The organism is Kribbella sp. NPDC051587, assembly GCF_044453945.1.
Lineage (GTDB): Bacteria > Actinomycetota > Actinomycetes > Propionibacteriales > Kribbellaceae > Kribbella.
Window position 1 is genome coordinate 275,910 of record NZ_JBITDE010000006.1, and the last position, 25,807, is coordinate 301,716.

20 protein-coding genes are annotated in these 25,807 nt (G+C 68.6%); 13 read left to right on the forward strand and 7 right to left on the reverse strand.

Going from position 1 to position 25,807, the window contains the following annotated elements; all coding sequences use genetic code 11:
- Positions 1-30: 30 nt before the first annotated feature.
- The 3 genes from ACIA49_RS23245 to ACIA49_RS23255 are packed head-to-tail and all read right to left on the reverse strand — an operon-like array spanning position 31 to position 3,232.
- Positions 31-1,764 carry an ABC transporter ATP-binding protein gene (locus ACIA49_RS23245; protein WP_396379393.1) on the reverse strand — a complete coding sequence of 578 codons (1,734 nt, stop codon included), beginning with the start codon at positions 1,762-1,764 and terminating at the stop codon, positions 31-33.
- Positions 1,764-2,432: a TetR/AcrR family transcriptional regulator gene (locus ACIA49_RS23250; RefSeq protein WP_396379394.1), complete on the reverse strand. Its 669-nt coding sequence runs from the start codon at positions 2,430-2,432 to the stop codon at positions 1,764-1,766. The genes ACIA49_RS23245 and ACIA49_RS23250 overlap by 1 nt, the downstream gene beginning before the upstream one ends.
- 41 nt (positions 2,433-2,473) lie before the next feature.
- The gene (locus tag ACIA49_RS23255; RefSeq protein ID WP_396379396.1) at positions 2,474-3,232 is read right to left on the reverse strand and encodes a TetR/AcrR family transcriptional regulator; all 759 of its coding nucleotides are present in this window, start codon (positions 3,230-3,232) and stop codon (positions 2,474-2,476) included.
- A 168-nt stretch (positions 3,233-3,400) separates the two neighbouring features.
- On the opposite strand from ACIA49_RS23255, the gene ACIA49_RS23260 reads away from it, so the two are divergent.
- The 4 genes from ACIA49_RS23260 to ACIA49_RS23275 all read left to right on the forward strand — a co-directional run bounded on the left by ACIA49_RS23260 (position 3,401) and on the right by ACIA49_RS23275 (position 10,314).
- Positions 3,401-5,287 carry an ABC transporter ATP-binding protein gene (locus ACIA49_RS23260; protein WP_396379587.1) on the forward strand — a complete coding sequence of 629 codons (1,887 nt, stop codon included), beginning with the start codon at positions 3,401-3,403 and terminating at the stop codon, positions 5,285-5,287.
- Positions 5,288-5,716: 429 nt separating this feature from the next.
- Positions 5,717-8,065 (forward strand): DEAD/DEAH box helicase, encoded by a 2,349-nt coding sequence (locus ACIA49_RS23265; RefSeq protein WP_396379588.1) that lies wholly within the window; start codon positions 5,717-5,719, stop codon positions 8,063-8,065.
- Entirely contained in the window at positions 8,062-9,249 is a 1,188-nt protein-coding gene (locus ACIA49_RS23270; RefSeq protein WP_396379397.1) for a hypothetical protein, read from the forward strand. Before ACIA49_RS23265 ends, ACIA49_RS23270 begins: the two co-directional genes overlap by 4 nt.
- A gap of 189 nt (positions 9,250-9,438) precedes the next feature.
- Positions 9,439-10,314: a phosphotransferase enzyme family protein gene (locus ACIA49_RS23275; RefSeq protein ID WP_396379398.1), complete on the forward strand. Its 876-nt coding sequence runs from the start codon at positions 9,439-9,441 to the stop codon at positions 10,312-10,314.
- A gap of 41 nt (positions 10,315-10,355) precedes the next feature.
- Here the strand turns inward: ACIA49_RS23275 and ACIA49_RS23280 are convergent, their stop codons facing one another.
- On the reverse strand, positions 10,356-11,795 hold the full coding sequence (locus ACIA49_RS23280; protein WP_396379400.1) for an FAD-dependent monooxygenase: 1,440 nt from the start codon (positions 11,793-11,795) through the stop codon (positions 10,356-10,358).
- A gap of 367 nt (positions 11,796-12,162) precedes the next feature.
- Between ACIA49_RS23280 and ACIA49_RS23285 the strand changes: the two genes are divergently transcribed.
- The 7 genes from ACIA49_RS23285 to ACIA49_RS23315 all read left to right on the forward strand — a co-directional run bounded on the left by ACIA49_RS23285 (position 12,163) and on the right by ACIA49_RS23315 (position 19,861).
- Positions 12,163-12,654, forward strand: a complete 492-nt coding sequence (locus ACIA49_RS23285; RefSeq protein WP_396379402.1) for a GNAT family N-acetyltransferase — start codon at positions 12,163-12,165, stop codon at positions 12,652-12,654.
- Between the two features lie 99 nt (positions 12,655-12,753).
- Complete coding sequence (locus tag ACIA49_RS23290; RefSeq protein ID WP_396379403.1) at positions 12,754-14,388, forward strand: ABC transporter substrate-binding protein; 1,635 nt, start codon at positions 12,754-12,756, stop codon at positions 14,386-14,388.
- Positions 14,385-15,338, forward strand: coding sequence for an ABC transporter permease (locus ACIA49_RS23295; RefSeq protein ID WP_396379404.1), 954 nt, complete (start codon positions 14,385-14,387; stop codon positions 15,336-15,338). The genes ACIA49_RS23290 and ACIA49_RS23295 overlap by 4 nt, the downstream gene beginning before the upstream one ends.
- Positions 15,335-16,171: an ABC transporter permease gene (locus ACIA49_RS23300; protein ID WP_396379405.1), complete on the forward strand. Its 837-nt coding sequence runs from the start codon at positions 15,335-15,337 to the stop codon at positions 16,169-16,171. Before ACIA49_RS23295 ends, ACIA49_RS23300 begins: the two co-directional genes overlap by 4 nt.
- On the forward strand, positions 16,168-17,136 hold the full coding sequence (locus ACIA49_RS23305) for an ABC transporter ATP-binding protein (protein WP_396379406.1): 969 nt from the start codon (positions 16,168-16,170) through the stop codon (positions 17,134-17,136). Before ACIA49_RS23300 ends, ACIA49_RS23305 begins: the two co-directional genes overlap by 4 nt.
- Positions 17,133-18,107 (forward strand): ABC transporter ATP-binding protein, encoded by a 975-nt coding sequence (locus ACIA49_RS23310; protein ID WP_396379407.1) that lies wholly within the window; start codon positions 17,133-17,135, stop codon positions 18,105-18,107. Before ACIA49_RS23305 ends, ACIA49_RS23310 begins: the two co-directional genes overlap by 4 nt.
- Positions 18,107-19,861: a gamma-glutamyltransferase family protein gene (locus tag ACIA49_RS23315; RefSeq protein ID WP_396379408.1), complete on the forward strand. Its 1,755-nt coding sequence runs from the start codon at positions 18,107-18,109 to the stop codon at positions 19,859-19,861. Before ACIA49_RS23310 ends, ACIA49_RS23315 begins: the two co-directional genes overlap by 1 nt.
- Positions 19,862-19,958: 97 nt before the next feature.
- Here ACIA49_RS23315 and ACIA49_RS23320 read toward each other — a convergent pair whose 3' ends face one another.
- Positions 19,959-20,630, reverse strand: a complete 672-nt coding sequence (locus tag ACIA49_RS23320) for a GntR family transcriptional regulator (RefSeq protein WP_396379409.1) — start codon at positions 20,628-20,630, stop codon at positions 19,959-19,961.
- Between the two features lie 117 nt (positions 20,631-20,747).
- On the opposite strand from ACIA49_RS23320, the gene ACIA49_RS23325 reads away from it, so the two are divergent.
- Entirely contained in the window at positions 20,748-21,635 is an 888-nt protein-coding gene (locus ACIA49_RS23325; RefSeq protein WP_396379411.1) for a GNAT family N-acetyltransferase, read from the forward strand.
- Between the two features lie 2 nt (positions 21,636-21,637).
- Here the strand turns inward: ACIA49_RS23325 and ACIA49_RS23330 are convergent, their stop codons facing one another.
- Positions 21,638-23,404, reverse strand: a complete 1,767-nt coding sequence (locus ACIA49_RS23330; protein WP_396379412.1) for a M1 family metallopeptidase — start codon at positions 23,402-23,404, stop codon at positions 21,638-21,640.
- A 164-nt stretch (positions 23,405-23,568) separates the two neighbouring features.
- On the opposite strand from ACIA49_RS23330, the gene ACIA49_RS23335 reads away from it, so the two are divergent.
- Entirely contained in the window at positions 23,569-25,167 is a 1,599-nt protein-coding gene (locus ACIA49_RS23335) for an adenylate/guanylate cyclase domain-containing protein (protein WP_396379413.1), read from the forward strand.
- Here the strand turns inward: ACIA49_RS23335 and ACIA49_RS23340 are convergent.
- The gene (locus ACIA49_RS23340) at positions 25,082-25,807 is read right to left on the reverse strand and encodes a MerR family transcriptional regulator (protein WP_396379414.1); all 726 of its coding nucleotides are present in this window, start codon (positions 25,805-25,807) and stop codon (positions 25,082-25,084) included. The two genes, ACIA49_RS23335 and ACIA49_RS23340, sit on opposite strands and share 86 nt — an antisense overlap.

A 25,807-nucleotide genomic window follows, 5' to 3' on the forward strand; every position in this document is an offset into this window, starting at 1 on the left:
TGTATTGAATGGTGAACTCGCTTCGCTCGTTCACGCGGCCTCCTCCGCGGAACGCTGGGACTCGACGATCTCGACGTACGTCGGACAGGTGTCGAGCAACTCGTCATGCCGGCCCTTGCCGACGATCGCGCCGTCCTCGATCACGATGATCTGGTCGGCATCCACGATCGTGGACACCCGCTGGGCCACGATCACCACACACGCCTCCCGCGTCACCGGCCGCAGCGCAGCCCGCAGGCGGGCGTCCGTGGCCAGGTCGAGCGCGGAGAACGAGTCGTCGAACAGGTAGATCTCCGGTTGGCGGACCAGCGCCCGGGCGATCGCCAGCCGCTGCCGCTGACCACCGGACACGTTCGTGCCGCCCTGCGCGATCGGCGACTCCAGCCCCTGCGGCATCGACTCGACGAAGTCCTTGCCCTGGGCAATCTCCAGCGCCGTCCAGAGCTCCTCGTCGGTGGCCTCCGGATTGCCGTAACGCAGGTTGCTCGCCACCGTCCCGGAGAACAGGTACGGACGCTGCGGCACCAGCCCGATGCGCTCCCAGAGCGCCTCCGGCTCGATGTCCCGTACGTCGATACCATCCACCAGCACGCGTCCCTCGGTGGCGTCCATCAGACGCGGGACCAGCGAGAGCAGCGTCGTCTTACCGGCGCCGGTGCTCCCGATGATCGCCGTCGTCTGCCCTGGCGACGCGACGAAACTGATGTCGCGCAGGACCGGCTCGGCAGCCCCCGGGAACGAGAACGATGCGTTCTCGAAGACCAGCTGTCCCTGACCGGTGAACTCCGTGATCGGAGTCAGCGGCACCACCACCGACGAGTCGGTGCTGAGCACCTCGGTGATCCGGTCGGCACAGACGGTGGCTCGCGGCACCATGATCATCACGAACGTCGCCATCATCACCGAGAACAGTATCTGGATCAGGTAGCTCAGGAAGGCGGTGAGTTCACCGACCTCCATCGAGCCGTTCTCCACCCGGGAGGCGCCGAACCACAGCACCGCGACGCTGGACAGGTTCAGGATCAGCATCACGACGGGGAAGATCAGCGCCATCAGCCGGCCGGCCCGGATCGCGGAGTCGGTCAGGTCACCGTTCGCCGTACCGAAGCGTTCGGTCTCGTGCGGTTCGCGGACGAACGCGCGGACGACCCGGATGCCGGTGATCTGCTCACGCAGCACGCGGTTCACGCCGTCGACGTACTTCTGCATCCGCTGGAACTGCGGCACCATCCGGCTCGCGATCAGGCCGATACAGACTGCCAGCAGCGGGACCGCGACCGCGACCAGCCAGGACAGGCCGGCGTCCTCGCGGACGGCCATGAAGATGCCGCCGATCATCGTGATCGGGGCCGCGACCAGCATCGTGCAGGTGGTGACGACCAGCATCTGCACCTGGGTGACGTCGTTGGTGCTGCGCGAGATCAGCGTCGGGGCACCGAACTGGTTCACCTCACGGGCGGAGAACTCGCCGACCTTGTGGAACACCGCGGCGCGCACGTCGCGGCCGAACAGCGCGGCGGTCTTGGCCCCGAAGTACACCGCGACGACCGTGCAGAGAATCTGCACCAGGCTGACGCCGAGCATCCAGCTGCCGGTCCGCATGATGTAACCGGTGTCCCCGGTCACGACGCCCTTGTCGATGATGTCGGCGTTGAGACTGGGGAGGTAGAGGGAGGCGATCGTCCCGACCAGCTGCAGGACGACCACCAGGGACAGGTTTCCCGCGTACGGACGCAGGTGCGTACGCAAGAGTCGAACTAACATCAATCATCCCCTGGGTGGTGTGACTGGCGGCCGCCGAGTGCGAGTTCGGCGACCTCCTTGGTGACCGGGTCCCGACCGCTGTCGTGCCGGCGAAGACCGTCGAACGCGAAGTCGACGATCTCCTCGGCGGTCAGCACCTGGCCACCGGAAATCATTGGGTGGGTTCCGGAGAACGTGATCATCTGCAGACGACACACGGCCTCCTCGGGCGAGAACCGCAACTGGTCCGCGTCGGGACGCAGCAGGTCCGCGTAGGCAAGGTTCACGAGGTCGGACTGGCGCTTGCGCCGCGCCTCCTCCTCCGGTGACGGCTTCAGCTCCGGCGGCCGGGCCAGCCGCATCGCGAACATCAGCTTGAAGACACCGCGCAGCCGCTCCTGGCCGATCTCGACCGCGTCGATCACCCGCTGCCGCAGCGGCAGCGCGCGGTCGATCCGATGGAGCGCGGTCAACAGGTCGCTGATGTCGAAGGCCTTGGCCAGCGCGGCGTCGACGAGCGCGTCCTTGCTGCCGAAGGCCCGGAAGATCGTGCCCTCGGCGATGCCCGCGGCCTCGGCGATCTGCTTCGTGCTGACCTCCGGACCGTGCTCCTGCAGCAACGGCAGCGCCGCCGCGACGATGGCGGCGCGGCGTTCCTCGGGCGGCAGTGGCGTGGCTCGTGGTGTCACGCGTCGAGACTAACTGAGTGAGTACTCACTCACAACTATATTTACCGGCGCTCCGTCACCAGGCTCGCGATCCCGTCGAGCAGCCGCGCCAGGCCGTACTCGAAGGCATAATCCGAGTCGTACGGCGCGTCGAACTCCTCGCCGACGGTACTCCCGACCCGGGTCGACAGCGGGAAGCTCTCGACATCGGCGATCCGGTCCAGATGCGGCACATGGGCCAGCCACCACTCCTTGTCGGTCATCCCCGAATGCTGAATGACCTGCCGCGCCTCGACCACCGCCCGTACGGCGCCGTGTACGTACCCGTTGACGAGGGCGACCGTGGCGTCCATCTCCACATCGGTCAGCCCGATCCCCTCGATCGCGGCCAGCTCGTACTCGTACTTCGCCATCACCTGCGGACCGAGCGGCGGGCGGCTCACCGCCACATGGAGCATCCAGGCGTGCCGCAGGTAGAGCTCACGATTCTCCCGAGCCACCTCATCCAGCTTCGCCCGCCAATCCCCCGATACGACGCGACGCGGCAGCTCGCCGTACACGGTGTCGAGCATGACGTCGAGGAGCTCGGCCTTGCCGGGGATGTAGCGGTAGAGCGTCATCGCACCGGCGCCGACCTCGTCGGCGACCCGGCGCATCGACATCGCGCCGATCCCCTCCGCGTCGGCGACCCGGAGTGCGGCCTCGACGATCCCCTCGACGGTCAGCGCCGGCTTCGGGCCCCGGGTCGGCTGCTTCTGCTTGCGCCAGAGCAACTCGAGGCTCTTCGCCGGGTCCCCGCTACCGCTGTACTCCTGCGTCATGTGCGCGATTCTGCCGGATCGGATATTCTTCGTACACTGTACCCAGTTCGATCGGGGATTGACCTCAAGCATTGTCGAGGTTCTACGGTCGGAAAAACTGTCGGTGAGGTAGGGAATCATCGACACACCCGATCGACCGACGCCGTGGAGCCAGCTGTGAGTATGGAAATGACCGCGTGGAACTCGCTGTACCACGCGATGCACGCCTCAGACGACCGACGCCCGTTCTCGAAGGCGACCCTGCTCCGGATCCTCGCGTTCGCGCGCCCGCACAAACGCCAGCTGATCTCGTTCCTCGTGCTCAGCATCGGCGCCGCGGTGCTCGCCGTGGCCACGCCGGTGCTGGCCGGCCGCGTGGTCGACGCGATCGTCGGCCACAAAGCCGTCGGCACCGTAGTGCGCCTGGCCGTCCTGATCGCAGTGATCGCGGTCGCCGAGGCTGGGATCAGCATGCTCACCCGGTGGCTGTCGGCCCGGATCGGCGAAGGGCTGATCCTCGATCTGCGGACCGCGGTCTTCGACCACATCCAGCGGATGCCGATCGCGTTCTTCACCCGCACGCGCACCGGCGCGCTGGTCTCCCGGCTGAACAACGACGTGATCGGCGCGCAGCGCGCCTTCAGCGACACGTTGTCCGGCGTGGTGAGCAACCTCGTCATGCTCGCACTGACCCTGGTGGTGATGCTGCGCGTGTCCTGGCAGATCACGCTGCTCGCGCTGGTGATCCTGCCAATCTTCGTCATTCCGGCCCGGCGGGTCGGACGCCGGCTGGCCGCGCTCGAGCGCGAGGCCGCCAACTACAACGCGACGATGAGCACACAGATGACCGAGCGGTTCTCCGCGCCCGGCGCGACGCTGGTGAAGCTCTTCGGCCGACCGGCGCGCGAGTCCGCCGAGTTCGCGTCGCGGGCCCGGCGGGTGCGCGACATCGGCGTCCGGACGGCGATGGTGCAGTGGATCTTCGTCACCTCGCTGACGCTCGTGTCGGCGCTCGCGCTGGCCGTGGTCTACGGCCTCGGCGGGTTCTACGCGCTGCGCGACCAGCTCGACGCCGGCGCCGTCGTCTCGATGGCGCTACTGCTTACACGTCTCTACGCACCGCTCACCGCGCTGGCGAGTGCGCGGCTCGAGGTGATGACAGCGCTGGTCAGCTTCGAGCGGGTCTTCGAGGTCCTCGACCTCAAGCCCCTCATCCAGGACAAGCCGGACGCAGGAACCGTGCCGGCCGGACCAGTCTCGGTCGAGTTCACCAACGTCCGCTTCGCCTACCCGTCGGCCGACAAGGTCTCGCTCGCCTCACTCGAGGAGGTCGCGAAGCTCGACACGCGCGGCGGCGTCGAGGTCCTGCACGACATGTCCTTCCGGGCCGAGGCTGGACAGATGGTCGCGCTCGTCGGCTCCTCCGGCGCCGGCAAATCCACGATCGCCCAGCTCATCCCCCGGCTGTACGACGTCGATTCCGGCTCGGTGCAGCTCGCGGGCGTCGACGTACGGGATGTATCGGCCGAGTCGCTGCGGGAAACGCTCGGCATGGTCACGCAGGACGGCCACCTGTTCCACGACTCGATCCGCGAGAACCTGCTGCTGGCACGGCCCGAGGCGACCGAGGAAGAGCTGTGGGACTCACTGCGGCGCGCCCGGCTCGAAGACCTGATCCGGTCGCTGCCGGATGACCTCGACACGGTCGTCGGCGAGCGCGGCTACCGGCTGTCCGGTGGTGAGCGGCAGCGACTGACGATCGCGCGCCTGCTGCTGGCACAACCGCGCGTCGTCATCCTCGACGAGGCAACCGCCGCATTGGACTCGACCAACGAGGCCGCCGTGCAGGCTGCGCTCACCGAGGCACTGGCCGGCCGGACGGCGGTAGTCATCGCGCACCGGCTCTCCACGATCCGCGCCGCCGACCAGATCCTCGTGATCGAGGACGGCCGGATCGTCGAGCAGGGCACGCACACCGCCCTGCTGGCTGCCGAGGGCCGCTACGAAGAGCTCTACCGGACACAGTTCGAGCAGCCCGGCGCCGGGCCGACGGACGCGGAGGTGCTCACGGTCTGAGCTATGAGTGCGTAACGGGGACTGGTCGGTCGGGACTGTTGGGGAGTGCGGTTGTCTGAGTTGTCGGGGTGTGCGGTCGGGTTCGTGCCTTCGGATCCGCCGCGGAACGGCAAGGTGCTGTTCTGGGATCCGGAGGGCGGCTCGCTCCCGCTCGGTGTCGGCGAGCAGGTCCAGCTCGAGCTGGAGACGGGGTCGGTGCGCGCGATCAGCGTGAGCGTGGCCGACGCCGTACCGATGCTCGGACGGATGCGGCGCGAGCCAGGGGCGCATCCGTCGGCGGTGTTCTGGGGTTCCGCGGCCGTAGGGGCACTGCAGTTGGTTGCCCGGGGCAAGTTGTTACCCGGCGTCTCCCCCGACGGGTACGACGCCTGGCGGATGGGGCCACTGGAGTCGGCTGACGTCACCCGGCTGGTCGCGCTCGCCGAGGCGATGCCAGCTGCCGCCATCCCTGGCGAGCTCGCGGCCGAAGCGCTGGTCCGGGCGTTCTGGGACGCGGTGGCCGACGGGATGCCGCGCTCGCCCGCCGCCGCGAAGGCACAAGGCGGAGGCCTGTTCGCGGCCAAGGCTCCGCAGCGGGCCGAAAAGCTGCGGCGCTGGGCCGACGAGGTGTCGGTCGGACTCGACAGCGGGGTCCGGGTGTCACTGCGGATCGAGATGTCGGAGTCGCAGACCTTTCACGCGGTCGTCCAGTTGCACAGCCTCAAGGACCCGACGCTCGTGCGCGACGCGGACGACGTCTGGGCCGCCGTGGTCCCGGGGTTCGGGCCGCGCGCCCGGATCGACGCGACGCTCGCGCTTCGCCGGGCAGGGCGGGTCTGGGCGCCGTTGGCACGGCTGCTGGATTCCGTCGTACCCGATCAGATCGAGCTGGCCGACTACGAGATCGGCGACCTCCTGACCGGCACAGCCCAACGGCTGGCCGCTGCGGGCGTTGAGCTTCATTGGCCACGCAGCCTCGGACGCGACCTCAAGGCACGGGCCGCGATCACCGCACCGCAGCGCCGGCCGAGCGACCTGCCGAGCTTCTTCGGCGGTGACGCCACCCTCGACTTCCGCTGGCAGGTCGCGCTCGGCGACGACCCACTGACCGAAGACGAGCTCGACAAGCTCGCCGAGGCCACCCGGCCAGTGGTCCGGCTGCGCGACCAGTGGATGCTGATCGACCCCGAGCTGGCCCGCAAGGCTCGCGATCGCATCCTCAAACCGGTCACGCCGATCGACGCCCTGAGCGCTGCCCTGACCGGCACCACCGAGGTGGACGGCCAGCAGATCAAGGTCGAGCCCACCGAGTGGCTGTCCGAGCTGCGCACCCGGATCGCCGATCCCGAGCACGCGGACGAGCTCATCGACGTACCGGCTGGTCTGCAGGCAACGCTGCGCGACTATCAGCTGCGCGGTCTGCGATGGCTGGCCCGGATGACGTCGCTCGGGCTCGGCGGCTGCCTCGCCGACGATATGGGTCTCGGCAAGACGATCACGCTGATCTCGCTGCACCTGCATCGGCAGGAGTCCGCCGGGACTGCCGGACCGACGCTTGTGGTCTGCCCGGCCTCCCTGCTCGGTAACTGGGAGCGCGAGGTCAACCGCTTCGCCCCCGGCACTCCCGTACGGCGGTTCCACGGTTCGGCTCGTTCGCTCGACGGAGCCGAGGAGGGGTTCGTGCTCACGACGTACGGGACGTTGCGACGCGACGCCGCCCGACTCGGCGCTCATCGCTGGGGTCTCGTCGTCGCGGACGAGGCGCAACACGTGAAGAACCCCTCATCCGGTACGGCGAAGGCGCTGCGAACCGTGCCTTCCCAGGCGCGGGTCGCGCTGACCGGCACACCGGTGGAGAACAACCTGTCCGAGCTGTGGGCGATCCTCGACTGGACGACGCCCGGATTGCTCGGGCGGCTCAGCACGTTCCGCACCCAATGGGCGACGCCGATCGAGGCCGACAAGGACGAGGAGGTCGCGGAGCGGCTCGCGAAACTGGTCCGGCCGTTCCTGCTCCGGCGGAAGAAGTCCGACCCCGGGATCGCACCCGAGCTGCCCCCGAAGACCGAGACGGATCAGACCGTCTCACTCACCCGCGAACAGGCCAGCCTCTACGAAGCGACCGTGCGCGAACTCATGGCAGCCGTCACCGCCAGCGATCGGATGGCCCGCCGCGGCGCGATCGTGAAGCTGCTGACCGGCCTCAAGCAGATCTGCAACCATCCCGCGCAGTACCTGAAGGAAGGCGAGGACGCCCGCCTGACCGGCCGCTCCGGCAAGCTCGAACTCCTCGACGAACTGCTCGAGACGATCGTCGCCGAAGACGGCGCGGTCCTGGTCTTCACCCAGTACGTCGCGATGGCGCGACTGCTCGAGCGTCACCTGGCGGCCCGCGGGATCGCGACCCAACTGCTGCACGGTGGGACGCCGGTCCGGACGCGCGAGGAGATGGTCGAGCGGTTCCAGGCAGGCGACGTACCGGTGTTCTTGCTGTCGCTCAAGGCAGCCGGGACCGGGCTCAACCTGACGCGAGCAGACCACGTCGTGCACTACGACCGCTGGTGGAATCCGGCGGTCGAGGATCAGGCGACCGACCGGGCGTACCGGATCGGGCAGACCAAGCCCGTGCAGGTCCACCGCTTGATTGCCGAAGGCACCATCGAGGACCGGATCGCGGCCATGCTCGCCGCCAAACGCGAGCTGGCCGACGCCGTACTGGCTGGTGGCGAAGCGGCGCTCACCGAACTGTCGAATGACGAGCTGGCTGATCTCGTCGAGCTGCGGGGAGGTCTGCGATGAGCACCGCGCAGGGATATCCGGCGTTCCCGGCGCAGCGGCGGAGCACCCGCGGCCAGTCGTGGTGGGCGCGCGCGTGGGTCCAGGCCCTGGAGGACACCTCGCTGGACAACATGCAGCTGAAGAAGGGCCGCCGGTACGCGAACTCCGGGTACGTCGGGACGATCACGATCAGCCCGGGCCGGATCGGGGCGACGGTCTACTCCCCCGACGACACCTACGAGGTCGCCGTCCGGGTGGACGAGCTGACCGAGCCCGAGTGGGAGCGTTTCCTCGATCAGGTCGCGGCGCGAGCCGGCCACATTGCAGCTCTCCTTGACGGTGAGATGCCGCACGACCTGGTCGAGGCCGCAGAGTCCGCCGGCATCGAACTGCTGCCCGGTATCGGCGACCTCGACCCGAGCTGCACCTGTGACGCCTGGGAGCTGCCATGCCAGCACGCCGCCGGCTTGTCCTACCAGGTCGCCTGGCTGCTCGACTCCGACCCCTTCGTCCTACTCCACCTGCGAGGCCGCTCCCGCGACGTACTGCTCAACCAACTCGTCGCCCGCTCCGCCGGTCCGGTCGCCGAGGCTGAAGCTCAACCTGAGGTTCAGGTCACCTCGCGTCGAGGTTCATTGCCGGACCTCCCCGACGTAACCCGCAAGGTGTCCCTGGAGGAGTTGGCGGTCAGCGGGATCGAACCACCACCGCCACTGGCTCCCGGCGTACTGCCGATGCTCGTCCTCGACGCCTCCCGACGAGCGCGTGCACTACTCATCGCCCTCCTCAACGGAACTCCGGAACCCCAACCACTCGACGAGTGGCAGGACGCCGTACGACTGGCCGCCGACTTCCCCGAGTTGCTCGACGGCCTAGCCGAAGCGACAGCCCGACCGGCCGACCTCGGCCTCGGCGTCCAGGCCTGGCAGTACGGCGGCTTCGCCGGACTCGACGTACTCGAGCACCCATGGGAGCCGACGCCGGCGGAGCTGGCCAGAGCCCGGATGGACCTCCTCGCCGAAGAGATCGACGCCATCGAACTCACCGCCAACCGGCTCACCGTGCACCCCGACCGCCAACTCCGACTGGATCACCACGGCAACTGGCACGCCTACCGCCTGATCGACAACACCTGGACCCCAGCCGCCCACGCCTCCCCCGACCCACTCCTGGCCCTGGAAGAGGCCGTCAGTCAGCCTCAGTAACGGCGCACAGGGGGTTCGACCCCGTCGGCTGGCTGCCTTTGCTTTTCTGCTCAAGGGGCGATTTCGCCCTAGCGGTTAGACAAGAGCTCTTGCACAATGCGTATTGCAGAGCGGAGGAGGACCTTACACACTCCGACGGCGGCTGATGTCGCTCTTGCGTTCGGCCTGGGTGATCCCAGGGGTGGCCTGGTGCACGTCCGGCGGGGTGATGCTGATGCGTGGCGGCTTGAGACGAGCAGTGGGAGCTACTTCGTGAAGGGGTATCTCCAGGGTGGCGAGCCGCTTGCGCGGGTGATGGAGTTCGAGGACCAGGCCCGGGCGGCAGGGATCGCGACGCCGGAGCCGGTTCGCCCGATCGATCCCCATGTCGGCTGGCTCACGCGACTCGGGGATCGGCTGTTCCGCGTGTACCGATGGATCTCGGGACCGCAGCCCCCTGAGCATGAAGTCTCGGCCTGGCTCGGCCGGACGATGCTGCAGGTACACCGACTGCAGCCACTCCCCCAGCCCGGCTTGCCGCAGTGGTGGCGCGGTGCGATTCGCCCGCCGGCGACCTGGGAGAGTTGGTACGCCGACGCCAAGGATCGCGACCTGCCCTGGGCGAGCCTGCTCAGGGACACCACGCCAGAGATTCTCGCCGCGACCGAACGCCTCGCCGCGTTGTGCGAGGTCGCTCCCGACATCGTCACCACCCACGGCGACTTCAAGCCGCACAACCTCGTCTGGTCCGCCGCAGGCCCGGTGCTGGTGGACTGGGACAGCGTGCGCACCGACAGCGCAGCCCTTGAGGCAGCCCGGGTCGCGTACCTCTTCGGCGCCGGCCAGCCCGAGCGGGTCAGCAGAATCCTCACCGCGTACGTCGAAGCCGGCGGCAACCTCGAATGGCCCGGACCGGATCTCTTCGCCAGCGTGACCAGAAACCACCTCCAGGTCCTCACCGACCTGATCCGTGCCTCCCTCGGCGAAACCACCGCAGCCCGCTGGATGGGTGACCCCGCAACGATCAACACAGCCGTCGGCAACCACCTACGCGATCTCCCCGAGTCCGCCGTACCAACGCTATAACGTCCGAAAGACCGGAGGGCGGGTCTCCGATCCTTCGGACGTTAGGTGGTCGGTGAGGCTCCGAACCAGCGGGACAGGGCGTGGTTCAGGGCGGGTTGGTTGTCGCCGAGCCAGGCGATGTGGCCGTCGGGGCGAAGGAGGAGGGCTGGTACGTCGATGGGGGCGGTGGGGTCGGCTAGGTGGTCGACTTGGTCTGACCAGGGGCCGACGGTCAGGTGGGTGGTGCGGTTGAGGAGGAGGCCGCGGCCTCGGTGGAGGAGGTCGTAGAGGCGGCCGGACTTGACGTCGAGGTCTCGGAGGCGGCGGCCGAGGAGGTCGGGGCCTTCGCCGAAGTCGTAGCGGATGGTGATGCCGGTGATCTTCTCGATGAGGAAGCGGTTGACGTCGCCGAAGTCCATCAGGTCGGTGAACAGTCTGCGCAGGGCTTGCGGGCCGGGTCCGATGGCGTTCAGTTCCATCTGGGCGCGGGTGTTGTCGAGGACGTCCGCGGCGACCGGATGGCGTTCCATCTCATAGGTGTCGAGCAAGCCGGGTGGGGCCCAGCCGCGGATCTCGGCGGCCAGTTTCCAGCCGAGGTTGAAGGCATCCTGGAGTCCGAGGTTGAGGCCCTGACCGCCGAGGGGCGGGTGGATGTGGGCCGCGTCGCCGGCCAGCAATACCCGCCCGACGACGTAGCGTTCGGCCAGGCGGGTCGCGTCGCCGAAGCGGGAGAGCCAGCGCGGCGAGTGCGCACCGAAGTCGGTCCCGGCGACAGCGCGTAGTGCCTGCCGGAAATCTTCGAGGGTCGGCGGCTCGTCCCGCCCGCTGACTCCCCCGGTCGGGATCACGACACGATAGACCCCGTCTCCGAAGGGCGTCACGCTGAAGGATCTGCGCAACGAGCGGACCGAGCGCACCACCTCGGCAAGCTCATCCGCAGGCATGGTCAGCGAGAGCTCACCCATCAACGTCTCGGACTGTGCGGGCTCCCCCGGAAAGCCGATACCGGCTAACTTGCGCACCGTACTGCGCCCACCGTCACAGCCGACGAGATACCGCGACCGCAACTGCGAGCCGTCGGACAGTTCGACGGATACGCCGGTGGCGTCCTGCGAGACGCCGGTCACCGCGCAACCGCGTCGTACCGACGCACCGCCAGAGACCGCATGCTCCTCGAGGAGCTGAACGATCACCGGCTGTGGAATGCCCAACAGATAGGCATGCGCGGAATCCAGATCCGGCGGCACTGGCTTGTTGATCGCGGCAAAGAACCCGCCCGCCGGCCGCCGCCGGCCCTGTTCCAGAAGGCGATCCAGCAGACCGCGCATCGCCATCACTTCGAGACTGCGGACGTGCAGCCCGACGATGCGCACGGACGATGCCGGCTCGGTGTCCTTCTCCAGGACGAGCACCCGTACGTCGTGCAGGCGCAACTCGGCAGCCAGCATCGCGCCGGTCGGCCCGCAGCCGGCGATGATTACATCGAACTGAGGAGAGTCCATGAGGTGTTGCCTTTCGGGAGTCGTCGAAGCGCTCCCGGCGACGCCCGCGTCAGTTGCCCGACGGCGTCTGGGCAGGGAGCACCCACTGAGCTACTGCGGTCATGGGGTACCACCTCCTCGGACAGTGTCGCGGTCGCAAGCTACAAGCCCCAGCATCACCTCGTCCAGTGCTTTCCGAGTCCGGCAAAACCGATTCCGAAGAAGCCTGGGCAGGGATAAAGTGATCGCGACTTCGGAGAGCTGAGGAGGTGGGTTGATGACCGCGCGCGCCGGCGCTGTCGCGTAGCCGCGACAGCCGGACGGTCATTCAACTCACCCCTGATCCGCTCAGCGGATCGCTTCTTCGAGAGGCATTCGAACGTTGTCCATGACCTGGAAGACCCGTGTCGCGACGCCCGCCGACGAGCCGGTACTGCGTGACATCACCCGGGAGGCGTTCGGCCGGCAGTACGAGGTCGACTATCTCGACTCGCTGCGTGCCGAACCGACTGCCTGGATTCCCGAACTCGCCTACGTCGCGACCTCCGACGACCAGCCGATCACCTACGCGCTGTTGACCCATGCCGCGATCGGGTCCACGCCGGTGCTGTCGCTCGGCCCGGTCGCCGTACTACCGGCGTACCAGCAGCAAGGGGCCGGCGACGCGGTGGTGCGGGCTGTGCTGAGGCTGGCGCCGCAGTACGACGTACCGGCCGTCGTGGTGCTGGGGCACGCGGACTACTACCCGCGGTTCGGGTTCCGGCCGGCGACCGGCTTCGGGATCCGGCATCCGAAGCACGACGGTCCGCATCTGATGGCGCTCGCGGTCGGTGACCGCGTCGTACCGGCCGGGCTGCTGACCTACCCCGTGGAGGATTGACCACAGAGCGCAAAGGTCGGAAAAAACTCGCCGGATCCCTTGCGCAGGTGGCTTGTATACATGAAACAGTCGGGGAACCGCCTACGCAGGGAGCAGCAGATGACTCCTCGACTTCCCGTCGTCCTTGCCACCGCACTCGTGCTCGTCACCGTCGGCTGCTCTCCGGTGCAGCCGGCCGGTGACGCGCCGGGCGCGACGAGCAGCCAAGCAGGACAGGACGTGTTCGGTGACCCGGCTGATCCGGCGCAGGTCAAGGCGGGCGGGACGCTGACGGTCGCGCTCTCCGCGGATCCGGACAAGCTGGATCCGACGCTGTCGCGCAGCCTGTACTCGCGGTACGTCTTCCACACCATGTGCGAGAAGCTGTACGACCTCGGCCCGGATGCCAAGGTCGTACCGCAGCTCGCGACAGCGCTTCCGACGGTCGCGGCCGACGGGCTCAGCCTGACGATCCCGCTGCGTCAGGGCGTGAAGTTCTCCGACGGCGGCACCTTCGACTCGGCCGCGGTGAAGACCACGATCGAACGCGGTCTGACGCTCGCGGGATCGGCGCGCAAGAGCGAGCTCGGCCCGATCAGCAGCGTCGAGACGCCTGACCCGAACACCGTAGTGATCAAGCTCTCGAAGCCGTTCGCCCCACTCACCGCGGCGCTGGCCGACCGGGCCGGCATGGTGCTCAGCCCGGCCGCGGTCGCCAAGCTCGGCGCGAACTTCTCCACCGCGCCCGCCTGCGTCGGCCCGTTCAAGTTCGCCAACCGGGTCGCGCAGAACTCGATCAAGGTCGTCAAGGATCCCCAGTACTACGACGCCGCCAAGGTGCACCTGGACGCGATCGAGTACCGCATCATCACCGACTCCAGCATCCGCTCGGCCAACCTGCGATCCGGCGACGCCCAGGTCGCGGACTCGCTCTCGAGCCAGGACGCACCCGCTCTGCAGAAGGACAGCACGGTCAGCGTCCTGCAGTCGCAGTCGCTCGGCTACCAGGGCGTCACGATCAACATCGCCAACGCGAACGGCGTCGGCAATCCGCTCAAGCAGCTCGACACCCCGATCGCGAAGAACCCGCGGGTCCGGCAGGCGTTCGACCTCTCGATCGACCGCGCCGCACTGGTGAAGACGATCTTCAACGGGCTCAACACGGTCGCCTGCTCACCGATCTCACCGAAGAGCGAGTTCACCTCCGAGGCCGCGCAGGCGTGTCCGGCCCATGACCCGGCCAAGGCGAAGGAACTGCTCGCGGCGGCGGGCGTGAGCACGCCGTACAAGGTCTCGATGATCACTTCGAACAACCCGGACAGTCTGCGGCTCGCGCAGGCGCTGCAGGCGATGGTGAAGGACGGCGGCTTCGACCTCGTGATCAAGCCGGTCGAGTACGCGTCGCTGCTCGATCAGCAGGACCGCGGCGACTTCGAGATCCTCCAGCTCGGCTGGTCGGGCCGCGTCGACCCCGACGCGAACATCTTCAACTTCGTCGGTACGACGGGCAGCCAGAACGTCGCCGGGTACAGCAGCCCCGAGGTGGACAAGCTGCTCACCGACGCGCGGCAGTCGACCGACCAGGCGCAGCGGATCAAGCTGTACGGCGATGTCGTCACCAAGCTGCAGCAGGACGAGCCGCTGATCTACCTGTACCGGCAACGCAACCTGACCGGCGTCTCGAAGAAGCTGCTCGGCGTGCAGACCTACCCGGACGGGGTGATCCGGACGGCGTTCGCCGGGTTCGCGAAATGAGCCGGTACCTCCTGCATCGTCTCTGGCAGTCGGCGGTGACGCTGATGCTCGCGACGATCGTGGTGTTCGCCGGCGTGCGCGCTCTCCCGGGCGATCCCGCGCTGGCGCTGGCCGGTGAGGACCGCGATCCGGAGTCGCTGCGGGCGATCCGGGAGCAGTACGGGCTCGACCAGTCGTGGCTGGTGCAGTTCTGGCAGTTCATCAGTCACGCGGCGCGCGGTGATCTCGGTCGGTCGATCCGGACCGGTGAGCCGGTCGGCGGGATGATCGCCGGTGCGCTGCCGGTGACGATCGAGCTGTCGGTGCTCGCTCTCCTCGTGGCCGGGGTGATCGGGATCGGCGCGGGTGTGGTTGCCGCCGTACGGCGAGGTCGTCCGGCGGAATGGGCTGCGAACGCGCTCGCGCTGCTCGGGTTGTCGGTACCGAACTTCTGGCTCGGGCTGATGGCGATCCTCTACCTGTCCGTTGCCCTCGGCCTCTTTCCGGCCTCCGGGTTCGTCCCGTTCTTCACCAACCCGATCGCCAACCTGCACCACCTCGTCCTGCCCGCGCTGATCCTCGGCACCGGCCTGGCCGCAGTGATCATGCGGCAGACCCGGTCGTCCATGCTCGACGCGCTCTCGGCCGACTACATCCGCACCGCCGAGGCCAAGGGACTGTCACCGCGGGCGGTGATCGGGCGGCATGCGCTGCGGAACAGCCTGATCGTGGTGGTGACGATCGTCGGTCTGCAGCTGGGTGCGTTGATCTCGGGCGCGGTGGTGACCGAGCGGATCTTCGCGCTCCCCGGCTTCGGCAAGCTGACCGTCGACGCGGTGTTCCAGCGCGACTATCCGGTGATCCAGGCGGTCGTGCTGGTGACAGCAACGGCGTACATCGTGATCAACCTGCTCGTCGACCTCCTGTACTCCGTCATCGATCCGCGGATCCGCGTCCGGGGTGAAGCATGAGACACAAAGTTGTACGGCGCGTCCTGCGCAATCCGCTCGCGATCACCGGGCTCGTGGTACTCGTGGTCGCGATCATCCTCGCGGTCTTCGCCAGCTTCCTCGCGCCGCACGAACCGACGCAGACCGCGCTGGACCAAGCCTTCGCACCACCCGGTACGGCGGGCCATCTGCTCGGCACCGATGATCTCGGCCGGGACGTGGTCTCGCGGATCATGTTCGGACTGCGGGCCTCGCTCCATGTCGGGCTGCTCGCGGTCGCGACCTCGCTCGTGATCGGCGTACCGCTCGGACTGATGGCCGGGTACTTCCGGGCGATCGACGCGCTGATCTCCCGCATGACCGATCTGGTGCTGGCCTTTCCGTTCCTGATCCTCGCGGTCGGCCTGGCCGCGATCCGTGGCGCGAGTCTCGGGAACGCGGCGATCGCGATCGGGATCGCGCAGATCCCGGGCGTGATCCGGATCGTGCGGTCGGAGACGCTGCGGCTCAAGTCGCTGGACTTCGTGGCCGCCGCGATCGTCGAGGGCGCCAGTGATGCCTGGGTGCTCGGGCGGCACATCCTGCCGAACGCGGCGTCGGTGATCATCGTCCAGGCGACGGTCGCGATTCCGGCCGCGATCCTCGGTGAGGCGGTGTTGTCGTTCCTCGGGCTCGGGATCCAGCCGCCGGCTCCGAGCCTCGGCACGATGCTGTCCGATGCGCAGCAGTTCGCCGCGCGGGCGCCGTGGGCGGCGGTGATGCCGGGCCTGGCGATCATGCTGCTGACGCTGGCGTTCAACATCGTCGGCGACAGTCTGCGTGACGCCCTCGATCCGAAGGCGAGTCGCCGATGAGCGCCGTACTGGAAGTGCGGGATCTGTCCGTGTCGTTCCGGACCGAGGATGGTCAGCTGTCAGCGGTTGACCGGGTCGGTCTGGAGGTCGGTGCGAGTGAGGTGCTCGCGATCGTCGGCGAGTCGGGCTGCGGGAAGAGCGTGACGGCGATGAGTCTGGCCGGGCTACTCCCCCGGTCGGCGCGTGTCGACGGCTCGGTGCGGCTGGATGGCGTTGAGCTGATCGGCGCGGACAAGCGCACGCTGCGCTCGATCCGTGGCCGCGAGATCGCCTACATCTTCCAGGAGCCGATGACGTCGCTGAACCCGGTCTTCACGGTCGGCTCACAGATCGGCGAGGTCCTGCGCACGCATCTCAACGTGGGAAAGCAGGCAGCCCGGGCGCGGTCGATCGAGCTGCTGAAGCTGGTCGGGATCCCATCGGCCGAACGCCGCGTCGACGACTACCCACATCAACTATCGGGCGGGATGCGGCAGCGGGTGATGATCGCGATGGCGGTCGCCTGCGATCCGAAGGTGCTGATCGCCGACGAGCCGACTACGGCCCTCGACGTCACCATCCAGGCGGGCATCCTCGACGTACTGCGCGGTCTGCGCGAACGGCTCGGGACGAGCATCGTGCTGATCACGCACGACCTCGGGGTGGTGGCCGACCTCGCGGACCGGGTCGCGGTCATGTACGCCGGTCGCGTGGTCGAGACGGCCGAGGTGCATGAGCTGTTCGCGCACCCGCAGCACCCGTACACGACCGGGCTGCTGGGCGCCTCCCCCGCCGCAGGCCGCCACGCGGGCTCACATCGGCTCGCTGAGATCCCAGGGCTGGTACCGGTGCTGGCTGAGCAGCCGGACGCGTGCACGTTCGCCGATCGCTGCGGACAAGCACTAGACACCTGTACGGCGTCTCAGCCGGAGCTGACACGTGATGCGCACGGACTGGCGTGCTGGAACCCGGTGGGAGCCCGATGAACGCGCTAGAGGTCGAAGACCTGGTCATGCACTTCGGTCCGGTCCGTGCGGTCGACGGGGTCACTCTGCGGATCCGCGAAGGCTCAGTGGTCGCACTGGTCGGTGAGAGCGGCTCAGGGAAGTCCACCGTCGGCCGGTGCATCGTCCGACTACTCGAGCCGACCGGAGGCACGGTCAGGCTCGCGGGTGCGGACATCACGCATCTCAGTCGTCGCCAGCTTCGCTCACACCGCCGGGACGTCTCCATCGTCTTCCAGGACCCCGCGGGCTCGCTGGATCCGCGGCTGTCGGTCGGAGACATCGTTGGGGAACCACTGCGGTTGATGCGCCGCAAGGACATTGCCGGGCAGGTGTCTGAGGCGCTCACGCGAGTAGGGCTGCGCCCTGAGGTCGCTCAGCGCTCTCCGCATGAGCTGTCGGGCGGACAGCGCCAGCGGGTCAGCATCGCGCGGGCGCTCATCTCCGAGCCACGGCTGCTCGTGGCGGACGAGCCGACGAGTGCACTCGACGTGTCGGTGCAGGCCGCCGTACTGAATCTGCTGGCTGACCTGCAGCGCGACCTGGGGTTCGCGTGCCTCTTCATCACGCATGACCTGTCGGCGGTGGAGTACCTGGCTGATGAGGTCGCAGTGATGTATCTGGGTCAGCTGGTTGAGCAGGGGCCGCGGGCACGCATCTTCGGTACGCCGGCTCATCCGTACACGCAGGCGTTGTTATCGGCCGCGCCTGTTCCTGACCCGGTGACGCAGCGGCAGCGCAAGCCGGTGCTGCTGGGTGATGACCTGCCGTCGGCCATTGATCCGCCGGACGGTTGCCGGTTCCACACCCGCTGTCCGGTGGCGATCGACAAGTGCCGGACTGTCGTGCCGGAGCGACGTGTGATCGGATCGGGTGAGCACCAGGTGGCGTGTCACCTGGTGGCGGCCGACGGAAGCGGTCCCGACGTACGAACAGCAGAAGGAGTTGCCTGATGACGTTCACCACCCGGCCCACGCTGCGTGGCACGTTCGGCATGGTCTCGTCGACGCACTGGCTGGCGTCGCAGTCGGCGATGCGGATGCTGGAGCTCGGCGGGAACGCGTTCGACGCGGCAGCGGCCGCGGGGTTCGTGCTGCATGTGGTGGAGCCGCATCTGAACGGGCCTGGCGGTGAGGTGCCGGCGATCGTGGCGACGGCGGACGACCCGACGCCGCGGGTGCTGTGTGGTCAGGGGGTTGCGCCGGCTGGGGCGACCATCGAGCACTACACGTCGCTCGGGCTGACGCTGGTGCCGGGGTCGGGGCCGCTGGCCGCAACTGTGCCGGGGGCGGTCGATGCGTGGTTGCTGTTGCTGCGTGACCACGGCACGCTGCCGCTGCGCGTCGTACTGGAGCCGGCGATCGACTACGCGCGCAATGGACATCCGCTCGTGCCGCGGGTGACCGACACCGTGGCGACGGTTCACCAGTTGTTTGCGGAGCACTGGCCTACGTCGGCTGCGCTGTGGTTGGCCGACGGGCAGCCGCCGCGCGGCATGTTCCGGAACGAGGCATACGCGGCGACGCTGGAACGGCTCGTGAGTGAGGGCGAGGCGGCTGGGGCAGATCGCGTCGTACAGGTGGAGGGCGCGCGGAAGGCTTGGCGCGAGGGTTTCGTTGCTGAGGCGATCGATGAGTTCTCGCGGCTGCCGCATCGGGATTCGAGTGGTTCGGACCATGGTGGGTTGATCACTGGGCAGGATGTTGCGTCCTTCGAAGCGAGCTGGGAAGACGCGACGACCCTTGACTGGAACGGGCACACGGTCGCGAAGACCGGGGCCTGGGGTCAGGGACCCGCGTTGCTGCAGTCGCTGGCGGTGCTCTCCGAGTTGGGTGATGTTGACCTGGCCAGTGCGGAGGGGGTGCACACGACGGTTGAGGTGATGAAGCTGTCGTATGCGGACCGCGAGGCCTGGTACGGCGATGGCGACGTACCGCTGAAGTCGTTGCTCTCCCCCGAGTACGCCGCTGAGCGAGCGCGGCTGGTCGGGTCCGACGCGACGTTCGAGCTGCGGCCGGGGTCGCCGGACGGGCGTGCGCCGCGGCTGCCATCCATTGCTGAGGGCAACCATGCGACCGATGCGAGTGTCGGTGAGCCGACGGTTGCTCGCGACGGCGTCACGCGGGGCGACACCTGCCATGTGGATGTGGTGGATCGCTGGGGCAACATCATCTCGGCGACGCCGAGTGGTGGCTGGTTGCAGTCGTCGCCGACGATTCCGTCGCTCGGGTTCTGTCTGGGCAGCCGGGCGCAGATGTTCTGGCTGGAGGAAGGGCTGCCCGCGTCCCTTGCTCCGGGCAAGCGTCCGCGGACCACGCTGACGCCGACACTCGTGCTGCGAGAGGGTTGGCCGGTACTGGCCTGTGGCTCGCCAGGTGGGGATCAGCAGGATCAGTGGCAACTGCTGTTCCTGCTGCGGCATCTCGGGAGTGGGATGGACCTGCAGGAGGCCATCGACGCGCCGGCCTGGCACACGACCGGGTTCCCGTCGTCGTTCTACCCGCGCGCGAATGAGCCCGGCGGGCTAGTCATCGAGAGCCGGCTAGGCGCCGCCGTACGAGATGAGCTGGTACGACGCGGGCACGTGGTGACCGAGTCCGATCCGTGGAGCCTCGGTCGGCTGTGCGCCGTACGGCGGGACCCGGATGGAGTCCTGTCCGCCGCGGCCAACCCCCGAGGCATGCAGGGCTACGCCGTCGGTCGCTGAGGAAAGCGGACCGCCCCCACTCACCAACTTCGCGCGCCACGCTCAGCGGCACCCGCCCGGAGGCCCAGGCGGAGGTTTGGTGAGTGGTGCAGGTCCGCTAGCTCGGAGTACCCAGCGCGGCCTTGGCGGCGGCTTCGACGTGGAGGCGGGCTGCCTCGGTCGCTGCGGGGGCGTCGCCGGCGGCGATGGCGTCGACGAGGCGGACGTGTTCCTCGGACGAGTGCGGAGCGCGTTGGGCGGCGCCGACGCGGAAGACCCAGTGCACGTGGTGGTACATGGCGGCGGAGATCGAGTGCAGCCAGCGGTTGCCGCTGACCTCGATGACGGCGCGGTGGAAGTCGCTGTTCAGCTCGGCGACGCGGTCGAAGTCCTTCGCGTCGGTGGCGAGGCGAGCCTGGTCGCACAGGTCCCGCAGCCGGGCGATGTCTTCCTTGCTGGCCCGTTCGGCGGCCAGGCCGGCAGCGAGGGTCTCGAGCTGCACGCGGACCGAGAAGAGGTCGCGGACGGCGGTCTCGTCGAGCGTGGCGACGACGGCACCACGGCGGGGCAGGATCTGCACGAAGCCTTCGGCCTCGACAACGCGGAGCGCTTCACGGACCGGGTTGCGGGAGACGCCGAAGTCGTCGGCCAGCCGGGTCTCGGTCAGCCGCTCACCCTGCGCGTAGTCACCGTCGACGATCCGGCGGCGCAGCTCCGACAGGACCTGCTCGCGTAGTGCGATGTGGTCGGCCCCGATCGTCCGGATCGCGTCGGCACTCAGCTCTTCCACCCCGTGCTCCTCTCCCCATGTGGCTTGTCCGGAGTCAGTACCCCGGTCAGCTCCGCAGCACCGTAGCCGATTCGCCGTGTCAGAGCACGTGGCCCGCTCGGGCGCTATGGTCGCGGTTTGAGCATTCAACTGACTCCGCTGACCGATCCCGACTACCGGCCGTTCAGCCGCCGGATCGCCTGGCTCGCCGCGGACGCCGCCGGCAACCCGGTCGGTTCCGCGTTCCTCCGGCTGCACAGCCGCGACTCGCTCGCACACCTGGCCGACCTCGAGATCACCGTGCACCCGGCTGAACGCCGCCGCGGTGTCGGTAGCCAACTCCTGTACGCCGCTGTCGCCGCTGCCCGTGAGCAGCACGCGCAGCTGGTTGTCGCCGAGATCGGCGCGGACTCACCGGCGTACGAGTTCCTGGTGCGGCACGGGTTCACGATCGGGCTGACCCTGATCTACAGCCGCCTCGACCTCAGGACCGTCGTCGCCCCGGTGCCGCCGCCTGCCGGATACCGGCTGGCCTCCTGGGCGGGCGTCGTACCGGACGAGCTCCTGCAGACCTTCACCGACGCTCGCACCGCCATGGACGACGCCCCGACCGGCGCCATCAGCTACGGCGCCGATTCGTGGGACACCGCCCGCACCCGCCAGGCCGCCGACGCGGTCGCCCGCCGCGGCGAGCACCTGATGACCGTCGCCGCCCTCGACGAGTCCACCGGCGAGATCGTCGCCTTCACCGAGCTCGTCGTCCCAGAAGACGGCAAGAGCGACGCCCAGAACTACGGCACCGCCGTCCGCCCAGCTCACCGCGGCCACGGCCTGGCCCGCTGGATCAAGACCGAACAGATCCGTTGGGCCCAGTCCCGCTTCCCCGACCTAGCCGGCGTTCTCACCGACACCGTCGACACCAACGAGCCCATGCGCCGCGTCAACGCGGCGCTCGGCTACATCCCCACCCACACCAACCACCGCTGCATCCTGGACCTCACACCAGCCCAGCCACCGCGACCCTGAGGCTACTGGCCGAGGATCTTTTGGACGGCGGCGGTGGTGATGGGGTGGTAGCCGGGGCGGGCTTTGGCGAAGACTTCGGAGGCGAAGGCTCGGTCGCTGCCGGCCAGGGCTCGGTAGACGGGGAGGACGAGTTTCATGCGGCCTACTTCGGTGAGGAAGGCGGCTAGTTCGGCGTAGGCAGGTTCGTAGCTGCTGGCGGCGACGATCTGGTACCAGCGGCGGGCGATCTCGCCGTTGGCGGTGCCGGTGAGGCCGAAGGCTCGGTCGAGCTGCTGGAGCTGGTTGGGGCTGAGCATGTCGGGGGCGGCGTCGAGGAAGCGGAGCCACTCCTGGGTGGTCCAGCTCGCGGCGCCGGCCGGGAGCTCGCCGGAGGCGAACCATTGGGTGCGGGACTCGTCGACGACCTGGAAGCGGGCGGAGACGGCGCGCTCGGCGAAGGCGGGGATGCCGGGCTCTTCGAGCCAGGCGGCGAGCTCGGCGTCGGTGACGACTCCGGGGTGCGGGTCGAGCAGGTGCTCCTGCAGGTGGCCGACGAAGTCGTCGGAGTTGATGCTGCGGAAGGCGAAGCGGTCGAAGTAACCGCGGATGAACGGGTCGAAGACGTCCCTCGAGAACCGCTCCTCCAGCCAGGTCAGGAACCACGAGCCCTTCAACGGCCCCAGCGAGGTGGTGCCGTGGTACTCGGAGCGGTGGTTCAGGCCCGGCAGCTCGACGGCGAGCTCGGCCGGGGTGAGCGGGTCGAGCTTGACCACGGTCGCGTGCTGCTTGATCGCGGTCTCCATCATCGCGAACTCGGTCCCGTAGACCGCCTCGACGATGCGGTTCTCGACGTACGCCGTGAAGCCTTCGTTCAGCCAGATGTCGTCCCAGCTGTCCTGGGTCACCAGGTTGCCCGACCAGCTGTGCGCGAGCTCGTGAGCCACCAGGCTGACCAGCGACTTGTCCCCGATCACCACGGTCGGCGTCGCGAACGTCATCCGCGGGTTCTCCATCCCGCCGTACGGGAAGGACGGCGGCAGCACGAGGATGTCGTAGCGGCCCCAGCGGTAGGGGCCGAACATCGCCTCGGTGACGCGCATCATCTCTTCGGTGTCGGCGAACTCCTGCGCGGCCCGCCCGGCCATCGTCGGCTCGGCCCAGATGCCCGATCGTTCACCGAGCGGCTCGAACACCAGATCGCCGGCCGCGATCGCCAGCAGGTACGACGGGATCGGCTCGGGCATCACGACGTCATACGAGCCGGTACGGCGGGAGGCGGTCCCGTTGTCGGCGCCCATCAGCACCATCAGCTCGGGCGGCGCGGTCACGTGCGCGGCGTAGCTGAACCGCACTCCGGGGGTGTCCTGGAGCGGTACCCAGCTGCGCGCGTGGATCGCCTGCGACTGGCTGAACATGAACGGCATCACGCCGCCGGCCGTCATCGACGGCTCCAGCCACTGCAGCCCGGTCGCGGTCGGTGCCGTCCGGTAGCTGACCCGGACCCGTTCCTGCCGCGAGGTCCGGATCGTCAGCGCCGATCCCAGCTCCTTGTCCGGCACCGCGAGGCTGTACTCCAGCGGCTCCCAGCCGTCCGGCGTCTCGCCCTCGACCGCGAGCACGGTCAAGTCACGCGTGTCGAGCACGAGCCGGTCGACGGCCCCACTCCAATGGAGGGAGTGCGTGGCGGTGCCGGTGAGCACCTTCGCGGTGAAATCCAGCTCGAGATCGAGCTCGAGGTGGGTGGTCCGGACCAGGAGTGGTTCGGCATAAGAGTGGCGATCGTGCGTCACGGAAAGCTCCCGAGTGAGTGCGTCCGGGGAACATTACCCACGGGCGTGGCGTCTCAGGCGGCCGATCTGGGCCACCCGCACCACCGTGCCAAATACCCGGTGTCATCACGCCTCAACGGCCGCGTTGTTGCACGAAGCTGCAGGCCCCGGAGCAGACTGTGACCATGACATCGCACGGTGATGCCGAGCTGGTCCTGAACCGGCGGCCGTTCGGATCCTGGCTGCTCGGGCCGGCCGATCAGAGCACCCGGAGGCTGCGGATCCGGCTCCGGGTGCTGCTGACAACGTTCTCGATCGGTACCAACCTGATCGGCGCGGCCGTGGTCTTCGCGCTGGCCGTGTTCGTGCTCCCCGGTCCCCCGCTGAGCGACGAACTGCAGCACATCGAGGCGATCGGCGTACCGGCGTACTTCCTGCTCGCCCTGATCGTCGGCGTGGTCTGGTGCAGCCGGGTCGCGCTCCGCTACACCGCCTGGGTCGACGAGGACCGCCCGGCCACCCGCAAGGAGCAGATCTCCACGCTCCGGCTCCCGCTGCGCCTGACCCTGATCGAGGTCGTGCTGTGGATGGTTGCCACCATCGCCTTTACCGCGGTCACCGTGGTGATCCAGCCGGAGAACGCGCTGCGGATCGCCGTGACCATCTTCGACGGCATGATCGTCACCTGCGCGGTCTCCTACCTGCTGACCGAGTTCGCCCTGCGACCGGTCGCCGCGCGGGCGCTGGCCGACTCCGCTCCCCCGCGACGGCTGCTGGCCTTCGGCCTCAAGGCGCGGGTGGTGCTGTTCTGGGCCGCCGGCTCGGCGACGCCGGTCGCGGGTCTGATGCTCGCCGCGATCCTCGCGCTGATCGACGGCACGGTCTCCGCGACGCGACTCTCGGTGATGATCCTTGCCCTGGGCATCGTTGCCATCGGCATGGGTTGGCTGCTGATCCTGCTGTCCGCACGCTCGGTGGTCGCCCCGGTCCGGTCGGTGCGCAACGCGCTCACGCTGATTGGCGAGGGCGAGCTGAACATCCGGATCCCGGTCTTCGACGGGACCGAGCTCGGTTCGCTGCAGGCCGGGTTCAACCGGATGGCGGCCGAGCTGCGTGAGCGCGAGCGGATCCGTGAGGTCTTCGGCAAGTACGTCGGTCCCGAGGTCGTCCGCGAGGCGTTGACCAGTGATCGGCTCGGTGGCGAGGAGCGGTTCGTCGCCGTACTGTTCGTCGACCTGGTCGGCTCGACCAAGATCGCGGCCGAGCGGCCGCCGGTCGAGGTGGTTCAGTTACTGAATCGCTTCTTCGCGATCGTCGTCGACGAGGTGGTGCGCGAGGGCGGGTTTGTGAACAAGTTCGCCGGTGATGCCTCGCTGGCGATCTTCGGCGCTCCGGCTGAGCTGATCGATCCAGCGGGAGCGGCGCTACGGGCCGGGCGGGCGCTCAGCCAGCGGCTGGCTGCGGAGTTGCCCGAGGCAACGGCTGGGATCGGGGTGACCGCCGGGATCGTGGTGGCCGGGACCGTTGGCGACGTACGGCGGCTCGAGTACACGGTGATCGGTGATCCGGTGAACGAGGCGGCCCGGCTGAGCGAGCTGGCCAAGAGCACACCGTCGCGACTGATCGCCTCGATGTCCGCGGTCGAGGACGCAGGACCGACCGAGGGTACGCACTGGCAGCCCGGTGATCAGGTGACGGTCAGAGGGCGGTCGGAGCCGACGCAGCTCGCTTCTCCTCGACCAGCTGATGGAGGAGACCCGCGCCGTACAGCATCGCCTTCGTGATCCGGTCGTGCGCGGCTCGGCGCTCGGCGATCGCGTTCCGGAGCGCTTCGGTGCTGCCGGTCTGGCGGAGCCCGTCGAGGACCGGGCGGATCTGGTCGAACGAGTACCGCCCTTGGCGCAGCATGTGGATGATGCGGGCGTCGCGGATCTGCTCGGGTTCGTAGCGACGGTACTTCGTCGTCCGCTCGCGGGTCGGCAGCAGCAAACCGGCCGCCTCCCACACCCGCAGCGCCGAAGTCCGTACGCCGAGGCGGTGCGCCAGCTCACCGACGAGCAACGCCGGGCCGGTCGGTGCTGGCTCGTCGCGAAACTCGGCCGCGGCTGAGTTGAGCGCTTCACTCGCGGCGTCGGTTGCAAGGCGTTGCTCGTAAAGGCCCGCGTGGGCTTGATCCACCAGCCGGTACGCCGATTCCTCGTCCCCCGCGTGGACCGCCTGCATGATGTACCGCGCGATCTCCGCGCCGAAGCCGGGAGCGAGCGCGCGGTAGGTGAGCAGCGCGGACACGTGTTCCTCGCCGTACTGGCGATAGCCGCTGTCAGTGCGCGGTGCCGGCGGCAGGATCCCGTCTGCCTCGTAGTTGCGGATGAGCTGCGTCGACACGCCCGCCCGTCGCGCCAGGTCGACCGGCCGCAACCCCAT

Excerpts from the sequence above, each read along its gene's own strand:
- ACIA49_RS23255 (WP_396379396.1), bottom strand. The coding sequence starts at position 3,232 with ATGACGCAGGAGTACAGCGGTAGCGGGGACCCGGCGAAGAGCCTCGAG.
- ACIA49_RS23340 (WP_396379414.1), bottom strand. The coding sequence starts at position 25,807 with ATGGGGTTGCGGCCGGTCGACCTGGCGCGACGGGCGGGCGTGTCGACG.
- ACIA49_RS23300 (WP_396379405.1), top strand. The coding sequence starts at position 15,335 with ATGAGACACAAAGTTGTACGGCGCGTCCTGCGCAATCCGCTCGCGATC.
- ACIA49_RS23245 (WP_396379393.1), bottom strand. The coding sequence starts at position 1,764 with ATGTTAGTTCGACTCTTGCGTACGCACCTGCGTCCGTACGCGGGAAAC.
- ACIA49_RS23295 (WP_396379404.1), top strand. The coding sequence starts at position 14,385 with ATGAGCCGGTACCTCCTGCATCGTCTCTGGCAGTCGGCGGTGACGCTG.
- ACIA49_RS23270 (WP_396379397.1), top strand. The coding sequence starts at position 8,062 with ATGAGCACCGCGCAGGGATATCCGGCGTTCCCGGCGCAGCGGCGGAGC.
- ACIA49_RS23290 (WP_396379403.1), top strand. The coding sequence starts at position 12,754 with ATGACTCCTCGACTTCCCGTCGTCCTTGCCACCGCACTCGTGCTCGTC.
- ACIA49_RS23335 (WP_396379413.1), top strand. The coding sequence starts at position 23,569 with ATGACATCGCACGGTGATGCCGAGCTGGTCCTGAACCGGCGGCCGTTC.
- ACIA49_RS23265 (WP_396379588.1), top strand. The coding sequence starts at position 5,717 with ATGCCAGCTGCCGCCATCCCTGGCGAGCTCGCGGCCGAAGCGCTGGTC.
- ACIA49_RS23280 (WP_396379400.1), bottom strand. The coding sequence starts at position 11,795 with ATGGACTCTCCTCAGTTCGATGTAATCATCGCCGGCTGCGGGCCGACC.
- ACIA49_RS23285 (WP_396379402.1), top strand. The coding sequence starts at position 12,163 with ATGACCTGGAAGACCCGTGTCGCGACGCCCGCCGACGAGCCGGTACTG.
- ACIA49_RS23305 (WP_396379406.1), top strand. The coding sequence starts at position 16,168 with ATGAGCGCCGTACTGGAAGTGCGGGATCTGTCCGTGTCGTTCCGGACC.
- ACIA49_RS23260 (WP_396379587.1), top strand. The coding sequence starts at position 3,401 with ATGACCGCGTGGAACTCGCTGTACCACGCGATGCACGCCTCAGACGAC.
- ACIA49_RS23315 (WP_396379408.1), top strand. The coding sequence starts at position 18,107 with ATGACGTTCACCACCCGGCCCACGCTGCGTGGCACGTTCGGCATGGTC.
- ACIA49_RS23310 (WP_396379407.1), top strand. The coding sequence starts at position 17,133 with ATGAACGCGCTAGAGGTCGAAGACCTGGTCATGCACTTCGGTCCGGTC.